We start from the raw sequence: 12,549 nt of genomic DNA, 5'->3' as shown, positions 1-12,549 counted from the left end.
CATTATCATATCCATCCTTCGTGGCGATGCTTGAGCCTTGGATTGCGGCGCCCTTATCGCAATCACGATTTGCCGAGTCAAGCTTGTTCTGAGAAAGATAATGTGAGAATTGTCTTTCGCCAAAATCGTCGCTATGACGTCACTGTTATCGATAAAAAACAATGGAGAAACAGCACAGTATTACAATTGCGTTTCATGGGTGAATTACTCATTTTTTCGGTTCCGTGCTGGGCAGCAAAGGCGGGGTTATTGGTAGTGGTTGAATCGATTGAAACGACATTTGGGATATGGGACGCGTCACTTCGCGAAGTGAAGTCGCGCATCAGGGGGCTTTTCCCTCAGGAACGAGTGGCGACTTCGGCCGGTCTGTTCCTTGAAGGCCTGCTCCGGGACGAGCACCGCAAGACCGGCTGGATGAGAGCTAAGGCTGCGGGCGACCCCGGGCCCTGGCGCCAACAGGCCATTCTCGGAAGGGTCAAATGGGACGCAGACGCTTTGCGGGACATCGTGCGTAAATATGCGCTCGAAACACTGGCCGACAGCGACGCAGTCCTCGTTATAGACGAGACGGGCTTCATCAAACAGGGCAAGACGTCCTGTGGGGTAGCGCGGCAAATCAACGGCTCGACGGGCAAGATGGCAAATTGCCAGATCGGCCTGTTTGCTGCTTATGTGTCCAGGCACGGGCATGCATTCATTGACCGCGCCCTGTACCTTCCGAGGGCCTGGACGGAAGACTCTGCCCGCTTGGCGCGGGCCCACGTGCCTGTGGGCGCGACTTTCGCGACAAAGTCCCGCATGGCGCTGGGCATGATCGCACGCACCGTCGCTGCCAACGTACCTTTAAGCTGGATAGCTATTGATCACGTCTGGGGTGTCGACATTGAGATGGCTCTGCGGCGCTGGTGCAAGGGCTACGTGGTTGGCGTTAGCGCGAGCCACAATTTCTTCCTCACTCGCCCCGCTTTTTCCCAGCAGGTCGGGACGGCCGACGACATCGCACGATCCGTCCATCCCTCTCAGTGGCGGAGCCTACCTCTAGAAGAGGGTCCGCAAGGTTCTGAAACTTGGGCTTACTGCCCCTTCGCTGACCTGGATGTCGCGGAATACGACAATGCACGTTCTGGGCTCTGGACTGCAGGGCTCTTGATCCGGCGCGATGCGAACCACGCTTTCCGGTACTTTTCAACATGGTCTCCAGCAGGAACCGAAATCGAAACACTCTTCGCAGTGCAGCAATGTTGCAAGATCGCCGAGGAAGGCCTCGGCACGGCGAAGAGCGAACTGGGTCTCGAACATAACGAAACCCGTTCTTGGCACGGGTGGCATCGCCACGTCTCGCTGGTCATGCTGGCTTACGCGATGGTGCAGACCGTCCGTCACAAGACGGGCCACTGGCCCTCCGGACCAGTCGGACGATTCATGGTGGCCAGCCGCCGGTTCGACCGCTTGCCAAGGATTCCCAAGAGACCCAAACCGGGATCGCTCGGCGCCGCGTCAATCACCCCATGGAACGATCAATCTGGCGAATGTCGCCGTAAGCCATTCCTCATCAAAATGCCGGTCAAACAGTAGAAGCCGATAGTTCTACCATGAGATCACCCCTCAAGAGAGCTCCCAGCCGTATGCCCGTCGCGTTCCGCCCGGTCGGCAAAGATGAAGACTCGGATATGCAGCAAAAGCCCTAATCGCTGTCAGGTCGATAGATCGAGATTTCAGTGGTCTTGCAGTAGCAACTGGTTTGGAAGCGGGAATGCCAGTGAAACAGTCCAAAGAATTGCAGAACTTGCACTATGCCCAGGCAATGTTGAGGCAAATTCGTCAAACAGCGCAGGCGGACGGAGAGAGCCTCCTGACCTATTTGGTCGAGATGGCTTACCTGGAAGTCAGTGATCGGATTAGGGCAACTTGGGCTTCGAAAGGCAGCAATCACAGTCCCGACCCCTAGATCCCTCGGTCGAGCGATTTTCCCGGCCGCGCGGATTGCGACAGCGACCCTGCTGGCCAAGGGAATGGTCCCCAGTTTGGGACCTGCTCGTACAGCGTGTTGTCCCCATGCACCACGCGTATTGGACCATCGAACGTTTGAATCGTTGCGCAGAACAAAAAAGCAAGGAGAATATTTGTGACTAAGAGCAATACAGAACTGACGACGGTGGACGGGGATAATACTGAACAGTCACCAGTCGAGCAGCAGGACGCCGAACGGACAGCCGCTGAAGAGAATAATGTCGGGCCGCCGACCGTCGATGACGAGAAAACTGAACTGTCAACTGTGGATTTGTCGGCTCTTACGGCGGATATCGTGTCGGCCTATGTCGGAGCCAACGCGATGCCTGTTGACGCTCTTCCGGACTTGATCGCCAGCGTGAATTCTGCGTTGAGGGGGATTGTACAGCCGTTTGCTCCCGAACAGCCTGACCTCGTTCCGGCGGTCAACCGCAGGCGGTCCGTGTTCCCCGACTATATCGTCTGCTTAGAGGACGGAAGGAAGCTCAAGTCGCTAAAACGGCATCTCAGAACGCATTTCGCTCTGACACCCGACGAATATAGAGCAAAGTGGGGACTTTCCGCTGACTATCCGATGGTGGCGCCCAATTATGCCGCTCATCGGTCCGACATTGCAAAGTCCGCTGGTCTTGGCCGCAACACCGCTGGTCGTAAGTCATCTGCAAAAAAACAAGGTTAAAATCTGGCCTCCTCCCTGCCGCTCGCGACCTCTGCACTTTTTGCCGCGGCAACGCATCCTCCCCTACGGAGTGATGGTGATGGGAATGCGGTTCAGCCATGGCGTAAAGGGCGAACAGCACGGTGGCGCACGCTTCTCAAAGCCCGTTTTGCAATCGTTCTAGCGCTGATTAGGGGTCTGCCGCCTTATGTCGCGGCCGACGACCGACCGCGGCTGCCGCTCAAACTCCTGTGGACGTCATGGAGCGAGCCCCACAGGGCGCAAGGCAGGTTATGACACAATGGAAACGTCAACGACCGGGGCGAGCATATTTGTCGCGTGCCGGTCAAGGAATATTACGTGGCCTATGCGTACAAAAACCCTGGGCTTCTGCTCCGAATGGGAAGCATGTGGGCCGGTTGGCGAACGGCCAAAGTATGAAGAAGCCTAGAACGTCCCTTCACGGATGTAGCCGCGAAATCATGCTGTTGTAGCGATGGGCAACCTCGCCCCTCGTTCCCCGGCGGCCAGGCGGACTCCCCTTTCTCCTATCTTCGCTATAACAGCGGCGGTCTTGCGGCGGACCCTCCGCCTTTTTGAGGGACGCGTGCCCCAAATGAGCATTGGAGACGAACAGCGTTTCTCTCTGGCAGCTAAGAACAGCATCCGATACTTTATCGTCTACATAATTGATAGACATACTGGACCTCGTGAGCCATTTCCAAGGAGCAAGACGAGGATGTTAGCTGTGGAGAGATTTTCGAGAAGGAAATTTGGCGCCCTCGTGGCCGCTTTTGCGGTGACCTTGGTTGCTTCTTCCGCCCCTTTCGGTGCCAAGGCGGGCAGTCCGGGCGCGGGTAAGCTGCCGTCCAAAATTCCGGAAGGCGCTGTCCTTCGGATCGGCGATCCCGAGACGCAGAGGGCGCTGGAACTTTCCGGACTGATCAATCAACTACCGTTTAAGGTCGAATGGGCCAATATCAGCGGCGGCCCACAGACAATCGAAGCTTTTCGCGCCAACGCGCTGGACGTCGGATCCGTCGCCGACATCCCGCCTATCCACGCGACCTGGACGGGCCTCAAGGTCAAGATCATTGCCGCGAAGTTCCGCAAAGAACCGGTCGCGCACCCGATTTATCAACTCGGCATTGCGCCCGGCGTCAAGGTCAAGACGCTCGCGGATTTGCGCGGCAAACGGATCGCCTTCAGCCCTGGTCAGGCACAAGGCGCGCTGGTGCTGAGGGTGCTGCAGGCTGCAGGCCTTAAAAAAGAGGATGTCACTCTCATCGAATTGCCCAGCAAGGGTGATGCCTATCCGGTGGCACTTGCCAGCAAGCAAGTCGACGTCGCACCGATCTGGGGTGTCCTCGTCAAGCACTATCTCCACCAGTATGGCGCCGACGGCGCCACCACCATCCCACACGGCCTGCGCGACGATCCAGCCCATCTCTATGCTCCACAGGCCGTGCTTGACGACCCGGCCAAAGCTGCCGCTCTCGGCGAATATGTGCGCTACTGGGCTCTTGCGACCCGATGGGTGCAGGAACATCCCAAGGAGTGGATCGCGGGCTACTACGTCGCCACCCAAGGTCTCAACGCAGAAGATGGCCAGTATCTCGTCGACGCCGACGGTCAGTTCGACATTCCCTCGGACTGGAACGATGTGATCGCGCGCCAGCAGGCGACGATCGATCTCCTGGCCAGGGAACTGAACAGGCCTAGGATCAAGGCCGAGGACCTTTTCGACAGGCGCTTCGAGACGATCGCCGCAAATGCGTTGAACGCGTCCTGACGCCCGCTTCCCGGACTGGAGACGACCCAGATGAACGCAATCTCAAATACCGCCGCGGTTGCACTTCCCATTCCCTACGCATCGGATGAAAGAGGGGTGATTACGCCCGCTGTACAGGCCCGCAAGACCGCGACGAGGCGTCGTCTTGCGCTTGGGCGAGCGATCCCGTTCGGCGCGCTGATCGGGCCCGCACTTCTTCTCGTGATCTGGTCCATCGGCAGTATCGCCGGCCTGATCGACCCAAGAACGCTGCCGGCGCCGTGGTCGGTTATTGGCACGGCCATCGATCTCATCGCCGAAGGGAAGCTTCAGGTTCATTTGATGACGTCTGCGTGGCGGGCGGCACAGGGGCTGGCGTTCGGCGTCCTGATCGGGACCACCCTCGCCCTCATTTCAGGTTTGTCGCGGCTTGGCGAGGCCATCATCGACGGCCCCGTTCAGATCAAGCGGGCGATACCGACCCTCGCGCTGATCCCGCTGCTGATGCTGTGGTTCGGCATCGGCGAAGGCATGAAAGTAACGACCATCGCGCTGGCTGTCCTGATCCCGATCTATATCCAGACCCACAGCAGCTTGCGCAGCATCGACAGCCGTTATGTCGAACTGGCCCAAACCTTACGAATGGGCTACGGCGAATTCATCCGTGAGGTCATCCTGCCGGGCGCCCTTCCCGGCTTCTTCCTCGGCCTGCGTTTGGCGGTGACCTATGCCTGGCTATCTCTGGTGGTGGTCGAGCAGGTCAATGCCACCAGCGGCCTCGGCTATATGATCGATCTGGCGCGCAACTATGGCCAGACCGACATCGTCATCGTCGGCCTCGTCGTCTACGCGTTGCTCGGTCTCGGCTGCGACGGCATCGTCCGGCTCTTCCAAGAAAGGTCGCTGTCATGGCGTCGCACCTTGGCGGATTGAGCGGCGCACCGCTGGTGCGGGTCGAGAGCCTCGTGAGGAGTTTCGGGCCGCGGACCATCCTGGACGGCCTCAGCCTCGACATCGAAAAGGGAGAGTTCGTTGCCCTTCTCGGCCGTAGCGGGTCAGGCAAGAGTACATTGTTGCGCGCGCTCGCCGATCTCGATGACAAGGTCTCCGGGTCCGGCCGGCTCAAGACACCCGATAAGAAATCGGTGGTGTTTCAGGATGCCCGACTGTTGCCGTGGAAACGCGTGCTGGAGAACGTGGTTCTTGGCCTGGACCTGCCGGATGCCGCCGAACGCGGACGGATAGCTCTAGAAGAGGTTGGCCTGAGCGGCCGCGAGACCGCATGGCCGATTGAACTGTCTGGTGGCGAGCAGCAGCGCGTGGCCTTGGCGCGCTCGCTGGTTCGTGATCCTGAACTGCTGCTTGCGGACGAGCCGTTCGGCGCACTCGACGCGCTGACCCGCCTGCGCATGCACGATCTGCTGCGCCAGCTCTGCGCCCGTCACCAGCCGGCCGTGCTGCTGGTCACTCATGACGTGGACGAAGCCGTGACGCTGGCGGACCGAGTCTTGGTGCTCGACAAGGGCGGCATCGCTGCCGACATCGTCATCGATATCCCCGGGCCACGCGATCATGGCTACCGCCGGTTCGGCGAGATCCGCTCCGAACTTCTGCGTCATCTCGGCGTCGAGACAAGGCCTGTGCTGCCGGTCTGAGGGCCCCAAGACTTCTCGCTCAGCCTCACCACCCAGGAGGACCAACATATGCCCGCCAAATCACGACAGTTGAATCTCAACCTTTTCATCTATCCTGGCGGCCATCATGAGGCCGGTTGGCGCTACAAGGATTCCGCCCCAGATAGAGTGCTGGACATCGCCTATTATCAGGAACTGGCGAAGAAGGCCGAGGCGAGCAAGTTCGACGCGCTGTTCTTTGCCGACGGGCCCGCGCTCGCCGACAACATCCGCTACGCGAGCCGCTTCAGGCTGGAGCCGCTGACCTGGATTTCGGCGCTCGCCGCCGTAACGGAAAGAATAGGGTTCATCGCGACCGCCTCGACCACCTACAACGAACCCTACAACCTGGCCAGGCTGTTTGCTTCCGTGGATCATCTGAGCGGTGGGCGCGCCGGTTGGAACATCGTCACGACGGGTGACGAGTCCGCAGCGTTGAATTTCGGCTTTGACCGACATCCAACCCACGCCGACCGTTATGAGCGCGCCGGCGAGTTCGTTGATGTGGTAACCAAGCTCTGGGACAGTTGGGAGGACGACGCGCTCGTCTCGGACCGCGAGTCCGGCATCTTTGCCGACACCGACAAGATCCACCCGGTCAACCACATCGGCAAATATCATCGGGTGAAGGGTCCGCTCACGCTTCCGCGCCCTCCGCAGGGGCGTCCGGTCTACGTCCAGGCGGGTTCATCGGAAGACGGACGGTCGTTCGCAAGCCGCTATGCCGAGGCGATATTCACAGCCCATCAGACTCTCGGCAACGCGCAGGAATTTTATGCCGACATCAAGGCGCGGGTGAAGTCGGTTGGCCGCAACCCTGACCACGTCAAGGTCTTGCCCGGCATCAGCCCGTTCATCGGTTCGACCGAGGCGGAAGCCCGGGCACTGCATGACGAGTTCAATGAGCTGACGCAGGCCGAATATTCCCTTCACCAGCTACGCCGCATCGTAGACGCCGACCTTTCCGGCTACAATCTGGACGGCCCATTTCCGCGCGAGCTCATCAGTGTCGAGGGCGAGCGCGGTGCGAGCAGCCGCTTCCATGTCGTGCTTGACATCATCGAGCGCGAAAATCCAACCATCCGCCAGTTGCTGCACCGCCTCGCCGGCGCGCGCGGGCATTGGGTGCAGGCCGGGACGCCCGAACAAATCGCCGACAACATCCAGGAATGGTTCGACAATGGTGCGGCGGACGGCTTCAATGTCATGCCGCCCTATCTGCAGGGCGGGTTCGACGTGTTCGCCGAGGAGGTGGTGCCGATCTTGCGCCGGCGCGGACTTTTCCGGCACGACTATGAGGGGGCGACGCTGAGGGACCATTTCGGTCTGCCGCGCCCTGACAATACCTTCAGCCAACCGCAAAAGGCGAGCGCCTGATGTGGTAAGACGGCGCAGACCCGGGTTCTCGGAGGTGGCTCGAGGTCGAGACGTCTTGACCACGGCGAACATCATCATCGTCTACGCGCTAACTGGGGCGGCAGCCGACGCGGACACGACCGCTGTTGCGGCGGGAGCCGTGACCGGTCTCAACCTCCTCTATTCGTAAGGATTCCCCGCAATGGCGCTTTGGATGAGCGATAAGACCGGAGAGCAGTGGGACGACGGCGAGAAAGTGAAGCCGAGCGACGAGGGCTTCAGCCGCGATTTGGCTGCCGCGCATTTCAATGGTGATGCCTTCAGGCACGCCGAATTGGGAAGCTCCCGCTATAGCCGATGTAGTTACGGCAGACGGGGTTGGGGTAAGGGTAGTCTGATGGCTGGGCCATCAACCCCTAGGACCAAGACGCCACATTGCTGCAGTTGTGGGCGGACTATCGCGACGAACTCGAGGCGGAACGGAGAGACCCTCGGTCGCCATTTTATGATAATAATCTAGAACAGCATGAGCCGTGCATCGCCGCAGTCCTGTGGCGATACGGTGATAAGAGGGGATTGAGCAAATGAGACCACGCAATGCGGTCGTACCCACAATTCACAGGACAGCAATATGACCAACCAAGCAGCCGCGGCCGACCGCCGCCCCGCCGAGGCCGCCATGCGAATTGCCGCATGAGGAGCTCACAATGACAGTCAAGCTTGCGGTGGCTTTTCTGGCCGCCTACGGAGCAGCATGCCTATTCCGCGACCTCGGCTAAAAAATCTCTTTGTGGTACGACGAGACGTACTTGAACGGCGTAGAAACGGCCTCCCGCCCCTTGAGCGCCCCGCCGACTTCCAAAGATAGCCCGGCGGCAGCACCAGCTATCATACCAGGAATGAGCGGGAGGCCCATCCAATACGCAGAGAGAGCGCCAGCCCCAATCGAGATGAGGTTAAGGCTGGCGCTTATGTCGGCCAGCCGTAGCTTAAAGGGCGCTTCGCGCCCGGCCTTGAGATGATCAGCGACAGCCTTCTGCAGTTGCTCCACCTCGGTATTCCAGGCCAATGGACCATCCCCTGCGGCAATAACTCGCTAATAGACACTCTCAAGGTGGTGGCGAAGGGCAAGCAATTCCGACCGGCGCTTCTCGCGAAACTCAAGAATGTCGACAAGGGAAGCGTCTTTGTTTGGAACGGGTATCGCGTTGTACAACTTTACGAGTACACCTCGGCCCTCATCGATATCGTTCGATGCAAACGAAAGGGATCGTTCGCCAGTGGCAATGCTCCATTGGCCGGGCTCGTTTTTGTCTAGAAGACGAAACGCCCCTACATGGGCCGCGCGGAGGACATCGCCCATCGAACCTCCGGAGAGGCCGACCACGGTGCGCTGTAGGACGCCTGCCGATTTTAAGAATTGTGCGTCTGCATCTAGTCCAAAGGCAATCATGTTTTGAGCTGGGAAATCTAACCTGTCCCAGAAAAGTAGGTTAGATCTCATCTCTTGCGGGTCAAGGCCTGAAGATGCCAAATACACGCTTCCGCCATCTACGCGAATTGGTGGAGATACGACCATTCCACGCATCAAGACTGCTCTTTTTTCTGGCCATTTGACCGCAACGCCGTTCCTTTTCTATGGTGACAGGATGTTTTCTGCGTATTTTTCTAACAAACTGACCGTCTTTTGAATTGCGAAACACTGTTTTCTTTGCCGGTGGCTTCTTGACCATTTGGAGGTGCTCCTGCCACATCAATATTGATGAATGGCTAGAATATCGCCGAAAGACTAGTCCGCCAGCACCCCTCTCTGCCCTCCACAGGAAACATTATGGCCAACAACAACCAACCAGCCGCGGCTGGCGTCTTTGGTTCCTGACGACCGCCAATATCTATCCCGACTATGAGCCGTTGACGCTGTATGATGTTGGCCCGGAGTTCGGCGGTGGCAACCAGCAACACCAGATGAAGCGGCCAGCCTTCCTGGCGCCAAAGATGGCCTCGCAGAGCTTGCCGTGCCGCTGTTTTCGGCGATGATCGCAAGCCGGGCCTAAACCCACGATACGCGAACGCCAACATCTCGCCAGTCGAGGCATTGGGCCATCAGCCGCAGTATCGCAGGTGATGTTCCCTTCTACGAGTCCCGGCCCGTTGTGATGTCCCCTGCAGCGGCCCTCTGTTCGCGCACATCTCGTTGCGCTGCAAGATCCTGCCGCAGCGTCAAATCCAACTTCCCCCAGAGCGATGTCTTCTGGTCGGTCTTGAACTTTCGGGACGTCTTCTTCTCGACGACGAACGGCTTTGTCTGCTGACGCATAGATCCTCCAGGCGACGAATCGCAAAATGAACGATATCGCCAGCGACGCTGAGTGCAACTGGGGTCGAACGACGAGCTGGTGCACTCGCTGCACATTCGAGCGGACGAGCGGACAGCGTTGTCCTTTGCTGCCCGACTGCGTCGGCTTGACACCATAGCCCTCGGCCGAGACCCGAGACCTCAGCGTCAGTGCTTTGTAAGCACCGATCGCGTTCTTTGGGCGCGGGTGCGGCGGTCAAGGCATCACTGAAAGGAAGCGCCGGCAGCTTCGATCATCGACCCGCAATTTCGGCCGCAGGCTCAGGCCCTATGGAGACGAACCAACTGGAACAAACAGCTTGTCTCCATTGTGGTCGACTTCTAAAAGCTCCGGCTTTTGCCTCATGCGCTCCACATTCCCGCGATGAAAAACGATCGCGTTCATATAGGCAAAGGTGATTGCGAGGGCGGCGGTACGCAACGGGTAGTCGACCAGGGAATGCACAAGCAAGAACGCTGTAGAAAGGAACGCTGCCTTCTGAAAAGAGTCCCGGCGAATTCCGGCAAACGCAAAGAGAAGGAGGAATAGGTACAAAGCCATCAGAACGGCAGCGATTACGCCGCCTTCGAAAGCAATTTCGAAATACTCGTTATGGGCATGGTTCACATACGCGCTGAATATCATCCCTTCTTTTTCATACATCTGGTAGGCCTTTTGAAAGTTCCCAAATCCGACGCCGGTAACCCAATTCTCCTTTATTCCATCGATGGTCGTTCGGGCAAACTCCGCGCGTCCGAAGGCAGGATCAATTTGTTTTGCGTCGATCGTCGTCCACGCTCCGATCGTGTAGACGGAAAGCCCAACGAAAAGGGCAAATACGCCAAAACCACTTATTCGCGAGCGGGCTGAGAGAAAGCAGATGGATACTACGGTGATGGCCAGCCCGATTAGCACGCCGGCGCGAGACCCTGCCGCCAAAAGGAGCAGCAGAAGCGCGACCAGGCCGATCGCCGAGGACAACAGGTGCCCACGGAACAGGCCGTAATAGATAACGAAGGGAATGGAGACGAAAAGCAAAGCCGCAAAATGGTTCCGATTGGCGAAGAGGCCTGCATTGATCGTGAACGGCAGCAATCCCTCGATCGCTATGTTATCTGATAACGAGTATTGAATCGCTCCAGCCAATCCGTTGCACATTAATCCCATGAAAAAGAAAGGAAGCAGGCCATAAACCTCCTCTGCGCGCAAACGCATCACAGCCAGGAAAAAAGCAGCTGACGCGGCGACATACAGCAAACACTCGATTGTTCGCCCTACCCCGAGGCTGATGAACCGCGTTTCATCAATCAGCCAGGGACGGCCGAGGAGCACTTCCGGCCGCAGACCGGCAAAAATGCTTGTGGGCAGCGGGACGATTTGAAGCACAAACAACGCCACAACCAGGAAAAGCAGCCAGAGAACCGATCCGGGGATTGCTTGATTCGTGGTTCGGGAAAAGGCGAGAGCAACCGAGATAAATGCCGAGATCTCGATCAGTGTGTCCGTATAGAGTCCGGACGCCGTGCCCCCGCCTATGAGCAAGGCGGTGAACAAAACCGATCCGAGGAGATATTTTTCCCAGTCTGACCGCCGCGCGTTCAATATGAAAGTCTCTCTATGCTGAGTTTGTGCATGACCAGTGTGCCGATATAGCGAGACCGCCAACTCTCTGCGATCGCAGCGGTTTCCAAACGCAACATATGCATCGGGCATCCGGCCGGCCCAACCGAAAATTCTTGGCTCAGACTCTGGCGGTTGAAGGTGCCCTCCGGGACGTTAAACCGCGCTATTTCGCTCACCGGATCCACACATCTGATAGCCCAGAACAGTTCTTTGGGGAGCTTCAGGTTTCGCCCCGATGCGACCAACGAAATCCGGTAGGAACCGGGCGGCAGTTCGATATATTGTTGGAGAGCAGTGTTCTTAATCGGCGTATCTAAAAACCGAAGCGTGGCCCCGCCGTCGCCTTCCACTGCGTCCTGGGATGTCGCAAACGTAACTTCGACACCCGGCTGATCGCGAACCTGCCAATCGAAGGGCTTCCCATCATAGCCCGGTTCGAAGGTGCTATTGAAAACATAGCCACCCAGCTTTCGCTCCTCATCGGACAGAGTGAAAAGAAACAGCCGATAAGCCTGTTCATATTCCTTCTGAACGATATACCCTGTGATTACGGAGGACAGTTCCCCGGATTTCGGTGGGGCATCGGACCCAACCAGGTCAAGGAGCAATTGATTTGCAAAATCGAGCCCTTGGCGCGTTTTTCCCAGGACCGAGAACAAGTTCGCCCGCCACGGCGCTTGCGCCGCAATTGCTGCCAGCATGGCGTGGTATCCGTCCGGGTTCGAAAGGATTGCCGGAAGGCCCTCCGCGACGGCCGGAAACTGATCCGGCCAGCGCCGCAGTAATGTATCAATCTCGCTCACAGCCTTGGAAAGATCGCCGATCTCGACTGAATGGCCAATCGATCTCTTGAGCGCGTGGATTTCCGTTTTCGACAGCTTTCGTGCCTGATCGAAAAGCGCGTAGGCGTCATCCTGCTTGCCTTGGCGGTATTCGATCTCCCCCATTAGACTATAGAGGCGTGCATCACCGACGTTATAGCGAAGTGCTCCGCTCGCCCTGGAATACAGCGCGTAAAGATCAGGGGGGTTAGCCGTATCATTCAGGTCGCCTGCAACGTCGTCTATCAGCGCATCGACATTCAATGGATCGAGCGCCATTGAAATGGCTGGCATGTCCGTC

General features: G+C 58.1%; 11 protein-coding genes and 1 pseudogene. 6 read left to right on the top strand and 6 right to left on the bottom strand.

What is annotated here, in order from left to right; all coding sequences use genetic code 11:
* Window positions 1-195: 195 nt before the first annotated feature.
* The 6 genes and pseudogenes from ACWTU9_RS27070 to ACWTU9_RS27045 form a co-directional block, all read left to right on the top strand.
* Window positions 196-1,386 (top strand): annotated as a pseudogene (locus ACWTU9_RS27070) (IS701 family transposase); the annotation flags it as partial.
* A 739-nt stretch (window positions 1,387-2,125) separates the two neighbouring features.
* On the top strand, window positions 2,126-2,689 hold the full coding sequence (locus tag ACWTU9_RS27065; RefSeq protein WP_455860993.1) for a MucR family transcriptional regulator: 564 nt from the start codon (window positions 2,126-2,128) through the stop codon (window positions 2,687-2,689).
* 718 nt (window positions 2,690-3,407) lie between these two features.
* Window positions 3,408-4,460 (top strand): ABC transporter substrate-binding protein, encoded by a 1,053-nt coding sequence (locus ACWTU9_RS27060; RefSeq protein ID WP_455861013.1) that lies wholly within the window; start codon window positions 3,408-3,410, stop codon window positions 4,458-4,460.
* A 30-nt stretch (window positions 4,461-4,490) separates the two neighbouring features.
* Entirely contained in the window at window positions 4,491-5,372 is an 882-nt protein-coding gene (locus ACWTU9_RS27055) for an ABC transporter permease (RefSeq protein WP_455860992.1), read from the top strand.
* A complete protein-coding gene (locus ACWTU9_RS27050) occupies window positions 5,348-6,094 on the top strand; it encodes an ABC transporter ATP-binding protein (protein ID WP_455860991.1) in 747 nt (248 codons plus the stop codon). Before ACWTU9_RS27055 ends, ACWTU9_RS27050 begins: the two co-directional genes overlap by 25 nt.
* A 48-nt stretch (window positions 6,095-6,142) precedes the next feature.
* Window positions 6,143-7,489: an LLM class flavin-dependent oxidoreductase gene (locus ACWTU9_RS27045; protein ID WP_455860990.1), complete on the top strand. Its 1,347-nt coding sequence runs from the start codon at window positions 6,143-6,145 to the stop codon at window positions 7,487-7,489.
* Between the two features lie 754 nt (window positions 7,490-8,243).
* Here ACWTU9_RS27045 and ACWTU9_RS27040 read toward each other — a convergent pair.
* The 6 genes from ACWTU9_RS27040 to ACWTU9_RS27015 form a co-directional block, all read right to left on the bottom strand.
* Complete coding sequence (locus ACWTU9_RS27040; RefSeq protein ID WP_455860989.1) at window positions 8,244-8,537, bottom strand: hypothetical protein; 294 nt, start codon at window positions 8,535-8,537, stop codon at window positions 8,244-8,246.
* 27 nt (window positions 8,538-8,564) lie between these two features.
* A complete protein-coding gene (locus tag ACWTU9_RS27035) occupies window positions 8,565-8,972 on the bottom strand; it encodes a DUF6236 family protein (protein WP_455861012.1) in 408 nt (135 codons plus the stop codon).
* A 10-nt stretch (window positions 8,973-8,982) separates the two neighbouring features.
* Entirely contained in the window at window positions 8,983-9,201 is a 219-nt protein-coding gene (locus tag ACWTU9_RS27030; protein WP_455861014.1) for a hypothetical protein, read from the bottom strand.
* A gap of 401 nt (window positions 9,202-9,602) precedes the next feature.
* Window positions 9,603-9,785, bottom strand: a complete 183-nt coding sequence (locus ACWTU9_RS27025) for a hypothetical protein (RefSeq protein ID WP_454508448.1) — start codon at window positions 9,783-9,785, stop codon at window positions 9,603-9,605.
* Window positions 9,786-10,092: 307 nt separating this feature from the next.
* Window positions 10,093-11,406 carry an O-antigen ligase family protein gene (locus ACWTU9_RS27020; RefSeq protein WP_454508449.1) on the bottom strand — a complete coding sequence of 438 codons (1,314 nt, stop codon included), beginning with the start codon at window positions 11,404-11,406 and terminating at the stop codon, window positions 10,093-10,095.
* Window positions 11,403-12,542 (bottom strand): tetratricopeptide repeat protein, encoded by a 1,140-nt coding sequence (locus ACWTU9_RS27015; protein WP_455860988.1) that lies wholly within the window; start codon window positions 12,540-12,542, stop codon window positions 11,403-11,405. The genes ACWTU9_RS27020 and ACWTU9_RS27015 overlap by 4 nt, the downstream gene beginning before the upstream one ends.
* Window positions 12,543-12,549 lie beyond the last annotated feature (7 nt).

This window comes from Mesorhizobium sp. 128a, from assembly GCF_053848025.1.
This window is presented reverse-complemented; position numbering and strand designations above follow the sequence as displayed.